The sequence below is a fragment of the Blautia luti genome, assembly GCF_033096465.1.
Classification (GTDB): Bacteria; Bacillota; Clostridia; order Lachnospirales; family Lachnospiraceae; genus Blautia_A; species Blautia_A luti.
In genome coordinates, this window is the sequence record NZ_AP028156.1 from 1,759,749 (window position 1) to 1,781,463 (window position 21,715).

Annotated in this window: 16 protein-coding genes and 1 pseudogene; 1 reads left to right on the forward strand and 16 read right to left on the reverse strand. The window is 40.3% G+C overall.

Annotated features, from left to right (window positions below; all coding sequences use genetic code 11):
• Positions 1-8 precede the first annotated feature (8 nt).
• Genes R8695_RS08320 through R8695_RS08340 form a run of 5 tightly spaced genes read right to left on the reverse strand, consistent with a single transcriptional unit; the run spans position 9 to position 6,316 of the window.
• A complete protein-coding gene (locus R8695_RS08320) occupies positions 9-1,745 on the reverse strand; it encodes an ABC transporter ATP-binding protein (protein WP_154780642.1) in 1,737 nt (578 codons plus the stop codon).
• Between the two features lie 14 nt (positions 1,746-1,759).
• On the reverse strand, positions 1,760-3,505 hold the full coding sequence (locus R8695_RS08325) for an ABC transporter ATP-binding protein (protein ID WP_167829774.1): 1,746 nt from the start codon (positions 3,503-3,505) through the stop codon (positions 1,760-1,762).
• Entirely contained in the window at positions 3,502-4,974 is a 1,473-nt protein-coding gene (locus R8695_RS08330) for an ABC transporter ATP-binding protein (protein WP_148446873.1), read from the reverse strand. Before R8695_RS08330 ends, R8695_RS08325 begins: the two co-directional genes overlap by 4 nt.
• Before the next feature lie 17 nt (positions 4,975-4,991).
• On the reverse strand, positions 4,992-5,732 hold the full coding sequence (locus R8695_RS08335) for an energy-coupling factor transporter transmembrane component T (RefSeq protein WP_015524598.1): 741 nt from the start codon (positions 5,730-5,732) through the stop codon (positions 4,992-4,994).
• Positions 5,732-6,316 carry an MptD family putative ECF transporter S component gene (locus R8695_RS08340; protein WP_015524597.1) on the reverse strand — a complete coding sequence of 195 codons (585 nt, stop codon included), beginning with the start codon at positions 6,314-6,316 and terminating at the stop codon, positions 5,732-5,734. The genes R8695_RS08335 and R8695_RS08340 overlap by 1 nt, the downstream gene beginning before the upstream one ends.
• A gap of 200 nt (positions 6,317-6,516) precedes the next feature.
• Between R8695_RS08340 and R8695_RS08345 the strand changes: the two genes are divergently transcribed.
• A complete protein-coding gene (locus R8695_RS08345; protein ID WP_148446870.1) occupies positions 6,517-7,509 on the forward strand; it encodes an AraC family transcriptional regulator in 993 nt (330 codons plus the stop codon).
• A gap of 57 nt (positions 7,510-7,566) precedes the next feature.
• Here the strand turns inward: R8695_RS08345 and R8695_RS08350 are convergent, their stop codons facing one another.
• The 11 genes and pseudogenes from R8695_RS08350 to R8695_RS08400 all read right to left on the reverse strand — a co-directional run bounded on the left by R8695_RS08350 (position 7,567) and on the right by R8695_RS08400 (position 21,542).
• On the reverse strand, positions 7,567-7,920 hold the full coding sequence (locus R8695_RS08350; RefSeq protein WP_148446868.1) for a TnpV protein: 354 nt from the start codon (positions 7,918-7,920) through the stop codon (positions 7,567-7,569).
• A 26-nt stretch (positions 7,921-7,946) separates the two neighbouring features.
• Positions 7,947-9,717, reverse strand: a pseudogene (locus tag R8695_RS08355) (DUF4368 domain-containing protein).
• A gap of 184 nt (positions 9,718-9,901) precedes the next feature.
• The gene (locus R8695_RS08360; protein WP_114001641.1) at positions 9,902-10,780 is read right to left on the reverse strand and encodes an ATP-binding cassette domain-containing protein; all 879 of its coding nucleotides are present in this window, start codon (positions 10,778-10,780) and stop codon (positions 9,902-9,904) included.
• A gap of 3 nt (positions 10,781-10,783) precedes the next feature.
• On the reverse strand, positions 10,784-11,440 hold the full coding sequence (locus R8695_RS08365) for a transporter (RefSeq protein ID WP_226845194.1): 657 nt from the start codon (positions 11,438-11,440) through the stop codon (positions 10,784-10,786).
• Positions 11,437-12,507, reverse strand: a complete 1,071-nt coding sequence (locus tag R8695_RS08370; protein WP_154780643.1) for an ABC transporter permease subunit — start codon at positions 12,505-12,507, stop codon at positions 11,437-11,439. Before R8695_RS08370 ends, R8695_RS08365 begins: the two co-directional genes overlap by 4 nt.
• Positions 12,508-12,623: 116 nt before the next feature.
• Entirely contained in the window at positions 12,624-13,802 is a 1,179-nt protein-coding gene (locus R8695_RS08375; protein WP_154780644.1) for a sensor histidine kinase, read from the reverse strand.
• A complete protein-coding gene (locus tag R8695_RS08380) occupies positions 13,790-14,464 on the reverse strand; it encodes a response regulator transcription factor (RefSeq protein WP_114001644.1) in 675 nt (224 codons plus the stop codon). The genes R8695_RS08375 and R8695_RS08380 overlap by 13 nt, the downstream gene beginning before the upstream one ends.
• A gap of 733 nt (positions 14,465-15,197) precedes the next feature.
• Complete coding sequence (locus R8695_RS08385) at positions 15,198-15,383, reverse strand: hypothetical protein (RefSeq protein ID WP_195566220.1); 186 nt, start codon at positions 15,381-15,383, stop codon at positions 15,198-15,200.
• A gap of 67 nt (positions 15,384-15,450) precedes the next feature.
• Positions 15,451-19,023, reverse strand: a complete 3,573-nt coding sequence (locus R8695_RS08390; RefSeq protein WP_154780645.1) for a trypsin-like serine peptidase — start codon at positions 19,021-19,023, stop codon at positions 15,451-15,453.
• The gene (locus R8695_RS08395; RefSeq protein WP_119199902.1) at positions 19,004-20,143 is read right to left on the reverse strand and encodes a ComEC/Rec2 family competence protein; all 1,140 of its coding nucleotides are present in this window, start codon (positions 20,141-20,143) and stop codon (positions 19,004-19,006) included. Before R8695_RS08395 ends, R8695_RS08390 begins: the two co-directional genes overlap by 20 nt.
• A 637-nt stretch (positions 20,144-20,780) precedes the next feature.
• The gene (locus R8695_RS08400; protein ID WP_005422984.1) at positions 20,781-21,542 is read right to left on the reverse strand and encodes an Rpn family recombination-promoting nuclease/putative transposase; all 762 of its coding nucleotides are present in this window, start codon (positions 21,540-21,542) and stop codon (positions 20,781-20,783) included.
• Positions 21,543-21,715: the final 173 nt, after the last annotated feature.

Consider the following 21,715-nt stretch of genomic DNA (forward strand, 5'->3'; position numbering starts at 1 on the left):
AACCTCCTTTACTGAGCCAGCTTCCAGCCGATGGCCTCCTGTCTGGCCGATACAAAATCGGCATACAGGCCCTTTTGCTGGATCAGCTCCGCATGAGTGCCGCGCTGGACGATATGAGCGTTGTCCAGTACAAGGATCTGATCGGCGTTGCGGACGGTTTTCAGCCGGTGGGCAATCATGATGATGGTCTTGTCATGGGTCAATGCCTCGATAGCTCGCTGCAATTCATCCTCATTCTCTGGGTCAACGCTGCTTGTTGCCTCGTCCAAAATGATGATAGGTGCGTCCTTCAGCATGGCGCGGGCGATAGAAATCCGCTGTTTCTCGCCTCCGGACAAAGTGCCGCCGCCCTCGCCAATCACGGTGTCATAGCCATCCGGTAGGGCAGAAATAAAGTCATGACAGCAAGCCTTTTTCGCCGCTTCAACCACCTGCTCATGGGTGGCGTCTGGGCAGCCAAACTTGATATTGTTCTCAATCGTATCTGCAAAGAGGTATACGCTCTGGAACACCATCGAGATATTCTTCATCAGGCTGTCCAGCTTGAAATCCCGTATATCCGTACCGCCAATGGTAATCTTCCCAGCGTTCACATCCCAAAAACGGGCAATCAGGTTGCACATCGTTGTCTTACCTGCCCCGGAAGGGCCGACAATGGCCGTAGTTGTTTTTTCGGGAATGGTGAAGCTGACCTGATCCAATATCTTGCGGTCAGCGTAGGAAAAATCCACCTTGTCAAACACGATCTCGCTGGACTTCGGCGTAATGTCAGCGCCTTTTTCGTCCATCGCCGGCGTGTCATCAATAGAGTTTGCCGTATCCATCGAGGCCGCCAGCATTTGCAGCAGAGAGGCCATATTCCCGGCGTTCTCCAAATCGTTGAACACCATGAAAGAAGCAATCACCAAAATCAGGCCGTAGGCCAGCGGCAAGGAGCCGTCCAGCCAGAACCAGACTGAGGCCAAAAGTAGCAGGGCGCTGAACACCCGAATAACGGCCTGTTTGATAGCGTCATAGGGAACGCTGGCCTTTGTCAATTTCAGGTTATCCCGGCAGCTCGCCTTAATTGCACTGCCGATAGACTGCGTGCTGTCCCGTTCCAGTCCAAATGCTTTGACAATCCCCATACCCTGAATGTACTCCAATACGGACTCCACAAGGGACTCCTGTGTGTGCTGGCGTACCCCGCTGAGCGCGGCAGATTTGCGAAGCGCCAGTTCCGCCGCCGCAAGGTAAATCAGGACACCGGCAGCGGCTACAAGCCCAATCCGCCAGTCGAATATCAGCAGGACGATGACAAGGGCAACCGAGTTAAAAAATCCGCCCAGCACCGACACCAGGACACGGGCTGCCGAGTTCTCCACATCGCCCAAAGTCGTTGTGACAATGGCGGTAATGTTCCCGATACTATTCTTGTTGAAGTATCCCATCGGGATATAGCGCAGCCGATCTCCGATGTGGATACGCTTTTCCGCTACCATGCAATAGCCGGTTTCTGTCTGCTCCATCGTGGAGAAATAGGTCGTAATGATACGCCCAAGAAGGGAAACGGCCATAATCCCCAGCGAAAGCCAGATAAACTTTCCGTTCCGGTCGTCAGATACCAGCGCGCCGATCACCACAAAGAGGGCGGCAAACTGCATGGCTGAAAACAGCCCGGACAGGAATGAAAATAACAGGGATTTTTTCAGAAGTCCCTTTTTACTGCCTGCAAAAGCAAAAATTTTTTTCAATGTTCCATACATCTGACAACACCCCCTTACATCTGGTCTTTCGCACCGATATGCGCCTGCCACATATCCCGGTAGAGAGGGCAGGTTTCCAGCAGCTTCTCATGCGTACCCTGTGCGTGGATGGTTCCATCCTTCACCACAACAATGTTGTCCGCGCCAACAATGGTAGACAGCCGGTGTGCGATCACAATCAGGGTCTTGCCGACAGTCAAAGCGGAAATGGCTTTCTGTACCAGCGCCTCATTTTCGGGGTCGATGTAGGCTGTTGCCTCGTCCAAAATGACAACCGGCGCATTTTTCAGCATGGCGCGGGCGATGGCGATCCGCTGGCGCTCCCCGCCAGAAAGGTGGGAACCGGCGCTGCCGACAACCGTATCATAGCCATTGTCCAGCTTGCGGATAAAGGCGTCGCAGCCGCTTTGTTTGGCGGCCTGTTCCACCTCTGCGTCCGTAGCATCGGGCCTTCCCATGCGAATATTCTCCCGGATACTGCGGTTAAACAGGTAATTGTCCTGGGACACATAGGAAATCTGATCTGCAATTTCAGACAGCGGTATATCCTTCAGCTCATGGCCGCCGAGGGTAATGCTACCGGATGTAACATCCCAATACCCGGCAATCAGCTTCGCCACCGTAGACTTGCCGGAGCCGGACGGACCTACAAGGGCGGTCATGGTTCCGGGGTGGATGGTGAGATTCACATCATGCAAAACCTCTGTTGTCCCGTCATAGGAAAACGACACAGACCTAAGAGAAATGCCGGTATCTTCCAGCTTGATCGGCGTTTCTTTATGGTTCAGTTCTTCGGCGTTCAGAAGCTGGCTGATTTCTTCCACATTTGTCCCCAGTACGGCCAAATCGTCCGTAAAGGTAAAGGCCGCAATAATCGGCCCGATCAGCCCCAGCGAGAAAATCACAATGGACAGGAAGGTGGAAAGCTCCAGACTGCCGGAGAGCCAGAACGCGAAGCCGCAGGGCAGCACGCAAATCAGCACTGAGGGCAGGATGGCGTTGTAGGCGCTCATGGTTTTCTGGTTTTCCCGCATCCAGTCCACATAGTAGTTGGCGTTATAATTCACCGAGTCAGAATATTTTTTGTAGGAACCGGCGGATTGGCTGAACGCTTTCACCACCTCAATGCCTCCGATATATTCCACGATGGCGTCTGCCATCTGCTTGCCCGCCTTGACTGCGCCCTCCCACTTGACGGGATAGTTTTTCATACCGGCGGACATAACCGCAAGGCCCACCACGAGAGTGACAAGGGACAAAAGCGCCATACGCCAGTCCAGAATAAGCAGGTACACGACAATCACAATGGGAACCAGCACATTTGCGGTCATTTCCGGGATCAGGTGTGCAAAGGTCGGCTCCATTCCCTCCACCCGGTCAACAATCGTCGTTTTATACTGTCCAGAGGGCGTATCCAAAATCGTTCCCATTGGCACACGGGCAAGTTTCTCGGTAATGTTCTCCCGCAGATCGCGCAGCGTGTAATAGGTTGCTGTGTGGGAAATCGTTGTAGAAAGACAGGAAAACAGCACCTTCCCAAAGTAGCCGCACAGTGCAATAATACCAGCGGTCACATAGCGGGAAAAATTCTGTTCCCCAGACAACATCATTGTGACAATATGCGCCACGCAGAAATAGGGCACCATCTGGCAGGCCACGCCTAATACCGCAAGAATAATACTGCCGATGAATTTTCCATGATAAGGTTTGCCCCATCCCCATAAGACGCCTATGGGTGACTCCTTCTTTTCTTCTTTCACTTTACAGATACCCCCTTTATGAAATAGTTTCTAATTTTTTCAAGTCCATCCGCATCCATTGGAAATTGGTCGATGATAGAACCATCTTCAAAATGGACAATATCCGTACAACAGTCTAATATCAACTCAAGGTCATGAGTAATGACATACACGGTAATACCCGTGTTCCTGACTTGTCGCAGGACATTTGCAACCTCTTTCATGTGCTTATAATCAAGGCCGCTGGTCGGTTCATCAAAAAATAAAATAGAGCGTTTAGACGCGATTGCTGAGGCAATCGCTACCCGCTGTTTCTGACCGCCGGAGAGGGACATAGGGTGTCTGTCTTTGAAATCTGTCAAATCTAACTCGGCAAGGATTTCCTCAGCCCACTCCTGATTTTCCTCCTCCATACTGATCAGGACTTCATCCAGCACAGTTTCCGTGAAAAGCTGGTGATTGACTTCCTGCATCACCATGTAGCAGGTATTTAGTCTGTCTTTAGGCCGATAAGTTCTGCCGTTCCAGATCACCTCACCGCAGCGCTTTTCAAGGCCGCAGAAACACCGGGAGAAGGTGGACTTTCCAGCTCCATTATTCCCGATGATCCCGACAATACGATTTGCGGGGATTTTACTTTCCCGGATGTGCAGCGTTTCCGGTTCGTTTTTGTAGGCAAAGCAGAAATTGCGAAGTTCCATTTGCTGACCGGCCTGGGGCAATGCTTTCGGCGGCAACAAATCTTCAAGAATAAAGGTACGCAGCCCCAACTTGGCTCTCTGTTGCTCCGTCAGGCTCTCAAACTCCGCTGCGGAGTAATCTTTTTCCACCTTTCCGCCGGTAATATAGATAAAACGATCCGCAAGACCGCGCAGATAGTAGAGCCGATGCTCTGACACTATAATTGTTTTCCCCTGCGACTTCCAAAACGCAAGTATTGCTCTCAGATCCAGGATAGAGGAAGCATCCAGGTTGGATGACGGCTCATCCATAACCAGCACATCCGGCTCCATGATGGATACCCCGGCACAGGCAATTTTTTGCTTTTCCCCGCCGGAGAGATGAAAGATATTGCGTCCCATCAATTTCTCCAGGCGGAAATCCCGGATGGTCTTATCTAATCGTTCCCGAATACTTTGCTCCGGCTGGCCGAGATTTTCACACCCGAATGTGATTTCGCTGGTTGTGTCCACATTGAAAAATTGTGAGCGGGGGTTTTGAAACACGCTGCCAACCGTTTTCGCGGTATCATAAAGGGGCTGTTCCGAAACCTTTGCCCCATTTACCCACACTTCTCCATTCATTTTTCCTTCATAGTAATGGGGAATCAGACCGTTGATCAGCCTGGTAATTGTCGTTTTTCCACTGCCGCTTTCGCCGCAAAGTACGACGCATTGACCGTCCTCTACGGTCAGATTTATATCATGGACTCCACCAGCGTTCTCGTTTTCTTCTCCATAAGAGAAGGTCACATGGTCAATCCGTATCATAGGTTCACCCCCTCCCGTCAAAAAGAAATCTGCTGCTGAAACAAAAACAAGGCAAAACAGATAACGCAAAACAGAATCGCAATCAAATCTTGAACATGGAAACCGATCTGGCACACGTTTGTACGTTTAACGGGGGCTCCAAGCCCCCGTGTCAACGCAGCAGCAGAAAGTTCATCACCAATCTTCACAACGGACACCATCAAAGGAACAAGGCGATATTCCAACATCAGGAAAGGATTTTTCCCGCCGAATCGTATGCCCCGCATTTTCATTGCATCCCGGATGGCCTGATATTCTTCGCTGATGGTTGGGAAAAAGCGAAAAATGACAGACATTGGAATCACGATTTTTTCCGTGATGTGCATACGCTCCATTGCGCCGATAAACTCACTGATCGAAGTGGATGAGATCAGATAGGCACCTGTCATAATGCCGGGCGCAAACCGCGTCATGATAGATGTCACTGCCAGCACGATGAACGAGAGTAATCCGCTCAAACTCGTAAGGGCAATCCGTTCCAGTATAAAGCAAACCGCATATAGCACCAGATATTTTCCTGCTGTTTTGAAACGGCGTTCCGACAAAATCAGAGCAAAGGGGACAAGGCTTAGACACGGCTTGACGATGTTCATAATTCCTTCGTTACTGGTACTGAACATCAGTGTTGTAATCGTCAGCAGCAGAATGAGCTTTGTCCGGGGATCAAGCAGGATTCCTTTTCTTTTTTCGGTTGTTGCTGAAAATGATAGCCCGTTCATCACACAATGCCCGCTTTAGCAAAATGCTTTTTCAGAAGCGCCTTACCTAAAAGTCCGCCCAGGATCGCAAAAATGAAGATTCCGGCGATTACCAGAATAATGCTCCACATAGGCATAACAGCCATTACCCTGTCAGCGTATTCCTCACCAAAGCTGGCCGCAAAACTGGCCCAGGAATCCTCAACCATGAAATACATGGGGATATATGTACCAACCATCCAAAGGCTGAACACCGCATACCCGATCAGGCTCTTCTTGGCGCTTTTATAACCGCCGGATTTCAAGATCAGATCTCCCAGCAGCCCAAAAATCACGCCCATCGGTACGCCCCAAAATCCCATGCCAGTCAGCCCCATCAGCAGGCCGCTTAAAATTCCCATAATTGTAACCATGCCGAATTTTTTAACTCTGGTCAGGAACAGCATGAACGGGATGCCGGTAATCAAAGACCACAATGCTCCGAGGATCGGCAAAAAGATAGGTACAAAGCCGACGGGAATGGCGACACAGCAGCCAATCACAAAGTAGAGAACGGTGAACAGGCCGAGGTTAATCAGGTCTTTTGCTTGTAACTTGTTACTCATAACGAATACCTCCATTCATTTGCTGGTTAGCGTTTTCTAACCTCTCTATAAGATACCATAGTTAGCAGTAGCTCTCTACAACCAATCATCTTTTTAGCTCCAAACAGCAATGAGTTTTTTTATTGACTGACTTCGCTTACAATTCTATAATATGATTAAAATCAAGGGCAATAAGCCAGACAAATCGACAGGAGTTAAAAATGAAGATTGATGATATTATTAGAAAATGTATTGAAATTCCCGGCGTTTCAATAAAACGTAGCGAGTTCAACGCAGAACTACTTATGAAAACTAAGGAAGGAAAAGGGTCTATGACATTTTTTCAACTTTTCCCCGGACTTACTATTGCGTATATTTTTATAAATTCTCCGACATGGGCAGCTCCAAATTTGGGTGAAGATAGTTTCATTAAAAAAGGGCCTTTGCTCCTAAACTATTGCGTGACTGGTCGTTGCGAGATTATCTTGAATAACGGAAACTTTGTATATGTGAAAGATGGAGATATTTCTCTCACGGAGTGTTTTGCCCAAAAGCAATATGTCTATCCTCGCCGTATCTATGAGGGAATGGAGCTTTTTGTTGATACTAATACACTGGCAACAGAGAGTACATGGATACAAAAAGAGTTTGGCATAGACATCCCTAAAATCATTGAACTTTTTTGCCCAAACGATAACACTTATATCTCAGCAGTTACTCCTGAAGTTGAAGAAATATTGATTAAGCTCTGGGAACTTTTTGATATTGCGCCTCCGTTTTCGATTTCTCAAATGAAGATCTATGTTCTGGCTCTATTTTCATTACTACAAAATCTTAACAATATCCCCCCATCGCAAGCCTGCACATTTTTTACTGAAACACAGGTAGATATAGCAAAACGTGTTGAAAAAATTATCACTTCCGATTTGCGGCAACATCATCCTGCATGGGAATTGGCAGCTCAGTTTTCTGTCAGCGAAACCAGCTTAAAAAACTATTTTCGTGGCGTTTTTGGTCAAAATATTTCCATCTATCTACGGGAAGTCCGAATGAAAAAAGCTGCAGAGTTACTGACTCTTACAAGATTGTCCGTTGCAGAAATAGCAGAGTTGGTCGGCTATATGAATCAAAGCAAATTTGCATCAGTTTTCAAAAAACAATTCGGCCTATCGCCATTGGAATACCGGCGGTCAAAAAAACTGGAAAATATATAAGATAAAGCCGGGATTGCTTGCTGGCTTGCAAAATCCCGGCTTCATCTATGCCCAAAATCAGATATAAACTAATTCCTGCAACAACACTTCCTCCACCTGCGCTTTCAGCGTGTTCATCAGCCCCGCCCAGCGCATGGGGTTGCGGGCTTTCAGTTCCTCTGTGGCACCCGCAACTTCCATCATGTGAGGCAACATGGTTTCCACACGCCCCTGTGCTGTCCGCTCAATCTCTAACAGGTGTGGATACAGCTTCTCGCTCATCAGCAGTTGGTTGTAGAGAATGGGGCGATGTTTCTTTAGGTAGGATTTTCGCATCCTGCCGTACTTGCCGATAGAAGTTTCCGGCTGTTCAGAAAGTTTTAGGTTGGGTATATCATAATCTCCACAACGAATGTAAGTCAACTTACTCATTTTCATTCTCCTTTGCTTCGTGATGATTAGACTGCTGCGCTGGCTGCTATGCTGCCTTTGCGCGGTTCTTCTTTCGGCAGCTGACCGACAGTAGAAAAAACACCTTTTTTCATATTCTCAGCCCGGATCAGGGCTTTCTTAGCGTCCATTGCCGCTTTTTTCTTCGTCTTGATTTTGTCCTCATACCGTTTTTGTGCGCCGCTGGCTTTCCGCTTCAAATAGTTCTGATGAAGCCTGTCCTTGCGTTCTTCTTTTTTCCGCAGTTCTTCCTGTTCCTCCGGGGTTAAAGGAACCGGCTGTAAGGATGGTGGGATATAGCGTCCTAAAAAATTGAAGTAGATTTCAATTTCCTGCGTGGTGTCCTGGCTGCCTTTTCGGGCGCGTTCGTGGACAAGGATTTTCTCTACAAACTCGTTGAGCATGGTATTTGTCAGCGTGTCAAAATTCTCGTACTTATCAATTAGGGCTATAAATTTCTCCGCTGATTTCTGGCTCTGCTCATAGCCGGTAACAGCCTTTTCCAGCTCCGCAATTTCAATCTCAAGTGTGTCCTGTTCTTTGGCATACTGTGGCATCAAGCGCCCTATATCGTGCATCCGGCAGTTTGCCGAGGGCGTTGTCCTCATAGATTTTGCAAATCAGTTTTTCCAGTTCTCCAGCTCTCTTTTGGGCAGCGGCCAGACGCCTGCGCTTTTTCGATATATCGGCACTCTGTTGAGCAACCTGCGTTTCCTGAACGGTGTGAATAAACTCCGTCCGGTCATTTCTGGAATATTCAGCGATAGCCCGGAGCGTATCAGAAACCAATGTCAGAACAGCACTCTCATTGATACGGTGTTGTGTAGGGCATAGTGTCCCACACGGAACTTTGGTATAATTGGAACAGGTATATTGAGAAACCCGCTTGCCATTGTTGGTGCGGTGGACATACATCTTGCCGCCGCAATCGGCACAATAGAGCAATCCTGTGAGGGGAGCCGCTTCGCCCCAGCCGTTTGGATAACGCCGTACATTGCTGCGGATTTTCTGCACCAAATCAAAGGTCTGCTGGTCGATAATGGCTTCATGGGTATTCTCAAAGATCGTCCATTCGTCCTCAGAAACATAGTGGCTTTTCTTGTCCTTAAAGTGCTTGCGGGTCTTGAAATTGATGGTATGCCCTAAATACTCTCGTTTTTTCAAGATGTTCACGATGGTAGATGATCCCCATCCATACGGGTCTTTGACCGGCTTTGAACGGTTCACACCCTCATTGAAGCGGGCAAGGTGTACGACAGGAATTTCAATTCGGTCTGTGGATAGTTTACAAGCAATCTGATAAGGTCCATATCCCTCCAGCGTGAGGGAGAATATACGGCGTACCACTTCGGCAGCTTCCTCATCTACCAGCCAATGCTCTCGTTTTTCGTCCCATAAGTAGCCGTAAATCACAGTGCCGGTCAGATGCTTGCCACTCATGCCTTTTGACTTGAACACAGAGCAGATTTTCCGGCTGGTATCACGGGCGTAAAATTCATTCATAATGTTATAGTCGCGTCCTAACCGGCTCATGTCCTTGATGACGATTGCCTCTATACGCCCTGCCTCCACTTCCTCCATCATCGCCAAAAATCCGGGGCGGTCAAAACGGGTGCCTGAGATACCGTCATCGGTAAAGTGCGTAGGGTTTGGCAGCCCATTCCGGCTGGCAAAATCCTCCAACATCTGTTTTTGGTTGGATATGGAGTTGCTCTCGCCCTGTAACTCATCGTCCCGGCTCAGGCGCTCGTACAGTGGGGTGATTTTCTCATTTCTCATAGCTGTACCTCCTGAAACAAAAATGCTCTAAGTGATTGCTTCACTAACCATGACAAAATCATGATTAAGAAGTCACTTAGAGCATATATCATCATCCACATACAAATCTGTTGTCATTTCCGTCTCTGTATAGAAGCTTCCATCAAATTTTACTTTCGTTACCGTTTCCCTACACTAATATCTTTTATTCTCGATTATTCGTCAAATAAATATATGCATCTTCCAAAGTGATATCATTATCCGGGACACAATTCTCATTTGGCTTTTCTTTGCTTAATACTTTCATATGAATTCCATTTTCTACATACTGCTTAGATGAAATAGAATAATTGGCTTCTAACAAACGGGCTTCTTCTGCATTTTGTACCGTACAATTCCAAACACAGCCCTTTGCATTTTCCAGCAACCCACTCACGCTTCCGGAATATAAAAAACTTCCTTTTTTCATAATGGCAAGCTGCGTACAGGTTGCTGCTAAATCTTCTACTACATGAGTGGAAAACAGCACAGTTCTATCCTTTGAAAAATCAACCAGAAGATTGCGGATCCTGATTCTTTCTTCCGGATCTAACCCGGTGGTAGGTTCATCAATAATCAAAAAATCCGGATTATTAAGAAGTGCCTGTATGAGTCCGACACGTCTCTTCATACCACCAGATAATTGCCGCATTTTTTTATTCTGATGCTCTGTAAGAGAAGTCTTTTCCAGATAATAGGTAATTCTTTGTTTGAGGTCATTTGTGGATACTCCTGATAGTCCTCCCATATATACAAGGCATTCTTTCACCGTAAGATTCGGATATAAGTCGATTTCCTGTGGAAGATAACCAATCTTTTTCTGTATTTTTTCATAATTTCCCTCGTTATACAGAATTCCATCAAGCGAAACCATTCCTTCCGTTTGTTTTAAAACGGTTGTAAGAACCCTCATCAGCGTGGTTTTTCCCGCACCATTCTCTCCCAAAAGTCCGTAAATTCCATTAGGTATTTCAAGAGACGCCTTATTTACTGCAACTACACCATTTTTAAATCTAACTGTTAAATCATTTATTCTAATACTCATAATCTATCCCCTTTTCTTTAAAGCCATTGGTAATACTGCAAATAAAAGCATACCCACTATAAAAGACACAAGCGTTCCATAAATCCAACTCTCGGACATTAATTGATTAAGTTCACAAGAGCTGAAAGAAAACAATCCCAGATTCCCGAAAAATGAACTGCCCGCTTTCGATATAAGACCAATGACAATTCCAAATAAGCATCCTATACCTGCCCACATATTTCCAAGCAATGTACACAAAATCACAGAGCATATACTCCAAAGCCAGATGGTTCCGAACATTGCAATGAAAAATAAAAGGAATATCAGAGTGCCCGAAACGCCTTCGTTTACACTGCCCGGTTTTTGCCAGAAAAATAAAACATATCCAACACAGGAAAGTATTAATAAATATAATATTTGAACGCACACTCTCTGTGATATTACTTTTAACTGCTTTTTTTGATCATACAAATGAAATACATCGGCACGCTTACTTTTTACTTCCATCAAATATGTGTCACTACAAAAAATAATTGTTAAAAATGCTATTGGAGACTGAATCGCTGAACCGATTTCTTCATAGTATATAATCGGATGAATAGCACACAATATCAGTATAAATGCGCATGAATAAAAAATCTTATATAATGGCAGGCAGTTTTTTAGTTCCGTTTTCAATGAACCCTCCTCCTTTTCCAGATTGTAACAGAAATACATACTAATATAACTGATGAAATTACAAGAATAATCTGATTTATGTTTGACATTTTGGCTGCATGTGTTTCAAAAAATCTGCCAGGGAATCGCACCATAATAGAGAACGGTCTCATATAATAAATATCATTCTTCATGGTCAGCATATTTGAATATATAATGTATAAAAACAAGATTGGTGCTGCCGGAAGCGGATTTTTAAATGTTACTGCTGTAATTGTATAGACACAACATATCATCAAAAGATTTGGAACAATATAGATCAGAGAATTCACGCAAAAATCAATTAATGTTACTGGAAAGCCCGATTCTAAAGACGTTTTCAAACACAGCATAAAGAATATAACATTCAAAATCACTAATACTCCCAGCATACTAATGAATCCGCTTATTACTTTCCCACATATATATTGGATTGCCGTAACAGGCTTTGTATGTAATAATTCATAGGTATTTTTTCGTGTATCTTGAATAAATAAAAATGATAGCAAGACTGTTGCAAAAAAGGCCATATGCAATCCTGCAAAATCCGTAAATTTTTTTGCAAAGTACCAGGAAAAAGAATGTTCGGATAATTTCTGTTCGATATAATGATTGATTTCTTCTGTTGTCCCCTTATGAATTTCAAGGTCTTCATAAGCATATATTGCGTTATAATAGCCATATTGGGATTCCAGGAACTCAGAAGCAGTCTTTACATCCATATTCTGAATTTTTTTCACGACATCATCCGCTTCTTGCCTGCTAAATCCAAAACCATTTTTGGAGGTGTCCATTAAAGTCTCTCTGATCGTATCTTCCCACTCCCTTCTTCTTTCCTTATCATCAGATGTGGGAATGTAGCCATCCATGACATCGGCATCTCCCAATGCTACATCATTTTGTGTAACCTGTTCATTCGGTTTGATATAATGAATTTGCAAATACGATGACAGACATTGATATATACTGGCGACTATAATAATCAAGCCAATCCACAAAACAGGGTTCTTTAAATAATCAAGTATACTTCTTTTTATGATTGTTTTCATTGTATCTCTTCCTTTCTTTATTTCTTTAACAGCATCATACAAATCAATTCTCAATAAATTCACAACAAAAAAGACTAAAACCACTTTATTTATGATCTTAGCCTTCTAACATATTTTTATTCAGCTTTGAAAAGAGCTTCTACATGAGCACCGCCCTGTCTGGCATTATATATTTTCAAATTTCCTCCATGCTTTTCACAGAAAATACGAGAAATATACATGCCAAGACCGAAATGCTTTAAATCATCTTGTGGATTCTTATGATAAAACGGCTCTGTTACTTTTTCCTCAGTATCCACAAAACCTATTCCATCATCTTCAACAGAAATTATAAGAAAACCATTTTTTTTCCTTATCTGCAGAGCAATACTTTTTTGCGCATATCGAACCGCATTTTCCAGTAAGTTGTCTGTCACTTCCATGACAAGTTCCTCATCCACTTTCACAACGTTTTGTTCCTGTACGCTTTCTACCTTACATAGTTTACTTTCCTTCTTGGACAGCATGACAGCTTCTGTCTCAATCTTTTTTGCCAGCTCCGATAATACTATCTCTGAACATTGCAGTTTCCTCTGTTCTAAATGGGACATTTTTCTCATGTTTTCCGTGAAATGTTCTATTCGGTCAATCTGATACATGCCTGTTTGCAAGATATCCATAATATCCTCTGTTTTTATACTCTCAGCAGAAATAAACTCTAAGAGCATTTCCTGATACCCTCGCAATATGGAAAGTGGAGAACGTATGTCATGTGCAATTGCATTCCGCAAGACCTTCTCGTCATCAATCATTCGCCACATCTTTCTGTTGTTATCTGCTAAAGCACTCCGCATCATTTCAAATTCTTTACACAACGTTCCCATCTCATCTTTATTTTCATAGGACACATGAAAATCCAGTTCATTATCTGCAATCATTTGTGAGGCATCTTTTAATTCCTGTAGAGGCGTCTTTAACTTGTTTTTATAAAAAAAGAAAACCGCAGCAACACTCCCAACAATCGAAAAAATCAGTACCGAATATGTTTCTATAAAGTCACACATTTCCGAAAGATGATAGTCCAAACGATTCATCTGCGATTGATTAGGTTTTGATATCTCAATATCGTATTTCTTTCCATGTTGCTGAAACACGTCCGTATAATCTGCATAATCAATATATTTTTCCCATATTTCATTCTGCATATTTCTTGCAAAATGAACTGTAAATGCAGATAACAGAAATGCTGCCGTCAAGCTGATCACAAAATAAAACAGAATTGTTTTTTTCAGTGACAAGTTTCTTATTTTTTCCATCGGTATCCAATCCCCCATACAGTTTCTATATATTCTTTTTCTGAACAATCCGCTAGTTTTTTCCTTATACGCCGTACTAACTCCGTTATCGTTCTACTGTCCCCTTCCGCATCATATCCACAGACTTGTTCATATATACGTTCTTTATCAAACACCTGCCCCGGATGCATGGATAAGAATTCAATAATCTGATATTCAATTTTTGTGAACTCCATCTTGTGTCCTGCTATAGCTACTATTTTTTCAGAATAATCAATCAGCATTTCATCCATGAAGCGGTATTCTGTTTTTTGTTGATGCCTTTCTTCTCTCTTTATGTTTGTAACAATCCTCGCTTCCAACTCCCGAAGACTAAATGGTTTCGTAATATAATCATCCCCACCCGAAAGCAACCCATTAATTTTATCATCTTCGTCAACTCTTGCTGTCAGAAATAAAATTGGACATAACACTTTACTGCGTATCAGACGACATACTTCAATCCCATCCATGCGTGGCATATTGATATCCAACAAAATAATATCCGGTTTCATTTTTATTTTATTTAATGCTTCCATTCCGTCTGTAGCCGTAATGGTTTCATATTGTTTCATATTAAAATAACTACAAAGCATTTTCACCAATTCTTTATCATCATCGACAACTAAAATCTTGTATTTCATCCAAACCACCTCCAGTATCCATATTATACGATAAAAAACAATGAAATCACAACAAGAATACATGAAGAACGTAAGCACAATATATCTTTTTTCTCAATTCCAGCTCAATTTCCCCTCAATGTCTTTTTCCTCCGATTTTCGTATGCTTATCCCACAGCAGAACAGTACCACACCGGTGCGACCTGCTGAATCAATCAATACGAAAACGGAAGTGTTTTTATGCGAGAACTCAGTTTTCGTAAAAACAATCACATACAAAAAGAATAATAAAAATGAAATAGGATTAATCAGCTGTTAGAAAACTGATTAATCCTATTTTGTTCTACATCGACACCAAATCTCAAGTTTGCCTCTAAAGCCAGAATTCCCCCTGTGTGTTAGGATAATTGTCAGTGAAAATCAATTACTTTCGTGGCAGTATGTATCCATTACAACCGGGAATCCTTCGCCCCTCCTTTTTTTATCAGGACTCCATTTTCCATCACAAATACCTTATCACATAATATATCTATTTCGTTCTTATTATGACTTGGCAACTATATGATTTTTCCGTTTTCTTTTCTTCTGTATCAAGATATTTGTTGATTCATCTAATACAATATATTTATGGCTGATGTCTCTACAACTCTGATACAGAATAACTGCTCTATTATAACTGGATATTTACTCTTAAGCACGATATTATATAAATCAGGGCAAGCCCAACAGACCTGCCCATTTATAAATGCGTTCCTTATTTTATTGCACATAGATTTTCATCAATCCATTTTTGGACTTCATTCACATTATGATTTACAGCTTTTGCAATTTTTTCAACAGGCAGACCCATTTCTGCAAGAGAAAGAGCTGTTTCTTTTTTGGCCTTTAATTCCCCACTTTCCATTCCTTCGCTATAAATTTTTTCCATTTCATGGCACATAAGCGGTGGCCCCTTTCTGTGTCTCTTTCAATTCATGTACCCTTTTCCCGACAATTCATTTACATATTTACAGTTCAGGAAGTAACCAACAATTTTTTACTTCAGCAAATTCATTTTCTGCTTTCTCACCAGTGCATATATTTTTCCATTCTTCTACTTCGGGGCAATGTTGGCCTTCATAAAATGTATTTTCAAAACGATATACCAAGAATGCAAGAGTAGCACATTGCTTTCTAACTTTAATATTTTCTTTAAACTCTTCTTGCGTCGAAGTTTGAAAATTGATTCGCGTATATTTTTCTACTAACCTAAGTACTTGTGAAACTCCTTTCATGATTTTGGAGGGAAAACGCGAATTTGTTCGGTAAAAAATATTATGTATAATCATCAAGAAATACTCCAATCCGGGTTCTTTTCGTGCTTTAATTAAATTAAACAATTCCAGCAGGGTATTTTCTTTTAATTGCTGATCCATAATTGTTTCCAGACACTTTTCAACTGCCATTGTAGCTGAAAATACCATATCTGATTCAGTTTCATACATTAGTTCCAACATTTCGTTCATAAAGGCTGGAACTTTTTCATCTGCAAGAAACATTGCTTCCACTTCCCATGAATAAATTCCTTCGTCATAGAATTCTTTTAGCAGAGTACATAGTTTTTTTGACTGAACCGGATTAACTCCCTTCCATCCATTTCTGCCAAAAGATGCAATCGCACGAATCATCATTTTCATATGCCATTTTGAAAAAGTAAATTGAAAATCGAATTTGCTTTCTTTCCAATATTTCACCATATCTGAACAACAGCCGATGAACAGTTCCAAAAACCATTCTTTTTCTTTCGCAGACCATTCATCTACATAGTACCTATTCCAAACCGCCAGTTGTTCCCAATATGATATTTCAGTAAAATTCCTGCCTCTTATATCCTCTTTCCATTTTGAAGATACTTTTTCACTGATAAAACTCTTTTTTATTCTTTCTAAGGGATCTATTTCTTCTGGATGTGGCCATTTCATAAATACAAAAAAATAATATTGCTCTAGATCTGGCAATTGCGTATCTTCATTAAATTTACTCCATAATAATTCTCCAAAGGCAACTTCTTGTTCTTTGGTTAATTTTCCCCATGTATATAACTGCCCCATTCTGGCCAATACGGAGGTTCGATTTATTTTCTGTTGTTTTCCTATATTAAATATTGCTTTAATAATTTTGGGTTCAAGATGAGCTTTTCTATATAATGGATTTGATAATTCATACTCTGTAAACACATCAAAAGGATCAAGCTGTACTACTCCAAGTATATTTTCTCTCTCTTTCATTGAGCAGGTTAATAATGCATTTATTTTAGTTCTTTTAATATAATCTGCGGTTTGATTCATAACAGAGGAAATGAATTTATTTAATAATCTTTGATCTTTCACCGCATTTTCTTCGATCAATCGGATCATCAAGTCTATCATTTTTCCCTGCTGCACAGAATCCAATACGGCACACATTCTTTCTAATATCGGAATTCCGGATGCTACAATAGAGGTATAAACATTTTGATCATACCATGGATCATATTTCTGAAATTTTCCTATATTATTCATTATCGCATTATATACATATTCAAAAAGTTCATCGATTTCTTTTCTATTCTCGGATCGTAAATATTCTCTTGTAATACATTTTTTTACCACATCTGTTTTTCCAAGACGAAGTAAAAGCTGCCATGTATATTGAGGATAGTAAGATAGCAAGCTTTTTACTAAAATATCCTGCTGATTATTCAGTAAACTTTTACTTCGAAGATATAATGGAAATCCACTATATTCAATGCTTTTAAAAACAGAATATGCCTCCCAACAATTGTTCTCAGATCTAACCAAAGTAATGGATTCCCGATTTAACTCAAATTCCGGTTCTGGAGATTCCTTTTTTAACCAGGTTAATGCACCGTCTGTAAACAGAATTTTTTCTTTATCCCAGTTATAATACTTTTTATATTTAGAAATCTCATTATTAATTTCATTGCATTTTTTTCTGGTTTCTTCCTTATATGGATTCATACAAAATAGTAAATGTTCTTTTAAATACAATGCACATACCAGCAGAGACTTCAAATATACGTTTTGGGGGCTGCTCTCTGCTATTTCATTATTATTCTTTTGTATATCGTTGGTAAGTTCTTCTACTGCTTTCAGTGCTTCCTCATTAAGACCACATTCAGTCATTACGCCAATGAATCTTAAGCGTACCTCATAAGGCATTTCTTCTAAAGAGCATGATACCAGTTCTAGCTGAACTTTTTCCAGATCCATTTTGAATAAATTCATAAGAATTTCTTCAAGTTTCAAATAATATTTGCCATCAACTATAAAATTTGTGCAAGGTTTAAGCTGGTCACAAATGCTGTTCCACTTTTCTTCATCCATATTTTGTCTATAGTTTTCAAGTAAATATAACCCTACTGTAAACCATTTATTCTTGTTTTTCTCTTTCCAATCCGAGTGAGAATTTAAAGTATCCCATATTTTATATAAGTTATTCTCAATATTTTTATCTAAAGGCAAACAAGATTTTTTATATCTCCTTGTATATTCATAAGCAAAATCCAGTAATTCATTACAGTAGTCAAAATTAGATTCTAATTCTTTTTCGCTACATTGTAAAAGTTCTTTTCCATTGGTATAACTTTTTACCTGTTGCCTGAAATCTGCCGGAACTGTAAGCCATCCAGGATACCAATCAAATTCTTCGGCCCATTGCTTGGCTAACTCTTTTCTTTCTTTTCTACGTTTATTAGAATTTCCCAATAAACCATCGATACTTGTATATTTAATATTCCAATTAAGTTCTTTGCAATCTGGATTTGTTGTTTCTTCCGAAAATCTTGTACCTTCCGTTTCATCTCCCGAATTTATAGAAAAAGCAATGTTTTCATATTGCTTATTTTTAAAATATGCATTTTGATTTATACCATCTCGAAAATCTGTTATTCTTGCCTTTTCACAATGATCGCCTAATGCTTTTTGTCTATCCTGTATTTGAAGATTATATTTTCTGCAGAATGCTAACTGATTTTTTAGACTAATTCCTAACAATGCATTCGCTTTACCATTTTCATTAAGTTGACTTTTGATTACTCCGACAACATAATTATAGGTATCGGCTATTAGGGCACCAGAAAAGCCACGATAATCTATAGCTTTGGAATTTTGCATATCTAAAATCATATTTTCAGAAATATCATTATTTATAAAATTACTATTTTGTAGTTTAATCCATCTTTTTTTGCGTTCATAGCTGTTTCCAAACCCAATTGCTTTTAAGTCTTCAAACATACAGATATCTGCATATGCAAGATAAAGTGTTGGAACATTAATTTTTTCTTCACAATGTAGTACAACTAATTCGTCAAAGCGACTATCAAACAGTTTATCTACAATTACATTAATCTTTATTTCTTCATTATTTATGTAAACTAATAACACGGCATTTGTTTCATATTTTTTTTCTTTGTCATTATAAAGACAATGTTTCACCGTTATTGCTGTGTTTTCATTTATTAAAAATGCGGTACCGTAGTTTTCACCGCATTTTATTTGAACTGTAGTATCGTCTAATTCTTTATCCGTTATAACTTTCATCTAATTCTCCTAATCCAGTAAGCAAGCTAACGTTGTAATTTTTTATCAATTTAGTGTTATTTTCCGTGTGCTTTATTATATTTGCAATTACCGCTTTTCCTGGATGCCCGTACCGGTTCCCGTCTGTAGATAATAAATAATATTTTACCTTTGTGTTTTTTATAAATTCCAAGGAAATATTTTTTACTGAACCATGGTGTGGAAGCTTTATAAGGTCAAACTCCTCTGGAAGCTCGTTTTCAAATAGCTGAATTGGACTATCTCCGGGAAATAGCATTTTTAAATTCTTATATTCAAGTAATAATGCAATTGATGAACAGTTTGTTGTTTTTGAATCCATTTCCGTTTCTTTATTTTCGGTATATTCATCCAACCAATTCGATGATTCATCTGAATATGAAATTTCCTCTTGCTCTATTTCTACATCAATTTCATTATTTAGAAAGAATCCCTCAAAAGCAGCATCAAATAATAATGCCTTTGTAATTTCAATATTTTTGTGACATTTTTCACTCAGATAATGAAGCCAATCTTCTTTCATTTCGTTTAAAATTTTGATGGTTGGATTTAATATTTTGATTTTTAAATCTCCAAACAAAATAGTTTGTTCTTTGCATACAAGACTGTTTTGGGTTGAGATATTCCAACGATAGTCTCCAGATTGAATTAATTGGGCTAGATGACAACCGCTAATATAACTTATATTTTGACTTCCATTTTCATAATCAAGGTTAATTTGGGATGGAGACATACTTTCTAAAATATTTTCCAAGGAAAAAGTCATTGTCTGTTCTGATTTCCGTGCACCAATGCACTGATCCAATCCATTAAACCAGATCTCGTCAATTCCTATAATCTGGGGATTTTTAGCGTTCCCATTTTCTTGCAATAACGATTTGATTCCATTTATATGATCATTATCTATATGTGTGACTACGATTAAATTTAATCGTTTTCCTTCGGCGGCCAGATTGAGCAAAAATTTTTTCAAGTACTTATGATAGGTTTTTGCATAACCTCCATCAATCAGTATTCTAAAATCAGGATCTGGAAATTCCAAATATATACAATCTCCCGAGGCAGCAGGAAGCATTTGTATGGTAACTCCGTTTATTTCCATTGTTCCCCTCCCATTTTTGAAAGGTAGTGTCAAATACTACCTGTTTTTGTTTCAAAATCCTATAAAAACCTTGATATTTAGGGAAATATATCAATTCATTAAATGAATGCAGTTTATTTTGCAGGTATTCAGTTAAAAATAATTGATCTTTTGTAAAATTTTTTATTGTAAAAGCAGCTATATTACCATTCTTATGGCAACGAATACGATATTGTTGCAATTTTTTTCAACGGAATGGACTGTGAGTTCATTGGCTGAAACAACTATTTTTTCCAATTCTTCTTCATGTAACGCTTCATTATCTATACTTTTGATTGAATATGGGGCAATGTAAGGACTTTGCAATAAAGATAGACATTTTTCTTTTTTTGATGATCATATGCATATGTTCTCCTTCTAATTTTGGGCTAGAACTATTTTGTTACAATTAGAGCTTGAATTTTAAATACGCAATTTTAACTCTTAAAAATAATACGAAATAAAACAACAAAAATCACAAATTATAGACAAAGAAAGTATTTATTCGAACAGATCTTTTTCCCATATTTGCTCCTTCATCTTTTTTGAAAAAACTAAATATACTGTATTGCAAAAAGGCAAGTCTAATCAGACCTGCCCTTTTATAATGATTTTTCAATTATTTTGTTACACACAAAGTTTCGTCAATCCACTTCTGGACGTCTTTCACATTATGGTTTACAGCTTTTGCGATTTTTTCAACAGGTAATCCCATTTCAGCAAGTGAAAGGGCTGTTTCCTTTTTAGCCTTTAATTCACCGCGCTTTTCGCCGCTTTCCATTCCCTCGCTATAAATTTTCTCCATTTCATGGCACATAAGCTCAACCCCTTTCTGCGTGTCTTTTAATTCATGTACCCTCTTTGCAAGAACTGGACTGTGCATTTCATCCGCATTCTTACAATGCAGATCATGCATAAGTCTCCCAAGTTCTGTGTCTTCCTGTTTTCTGGAATTCACATATATAATATGTGCTTCGTCCTGAAAGCTATCATCGGCTTCTTTGATATGCCTGTCAATATGGTAAATAGGAAAGCCATACCCAAGGATGTCATCCCTGGTAATAAAGATCACATAGCTTTCCGGTAATTCATCAAAATCCTGACCCGGATTTAAAGTGTTCATGTCCATCAAACCACTATGGTAACGTGCCCTCTTAGGTGATGCACCTTCATTATCCTGCTGGATCTCCACGTCAAACTGTTTGCCTTCGGAATCTCTGGCAACACAGTCCATGATTGCGGATCGTCCCTGCAGATTCTTATAATCCTTCTGGATGATCTGATCAATTACTTTCAGATCCTGTTTTTCCATAATGACCTGCAGAACATATTCCAGGCATTCTCTCTGTTTGAAAACATTTCTCATAAATATGTCACTCATGAGTGTAAAATTCTTAATAATACCTTTATATCTTTCGTAACGTACTTCCAATCCGTTCTCTGGCACAATTTTTTCATCTGCCACGTTCGCTGTCACCTCCCTCTTTATTCTTTTTATGTTATGAAGAAATTTTCGAAAGAGCTTTTGTTTATTTTATCTTAGCATCAATGAAT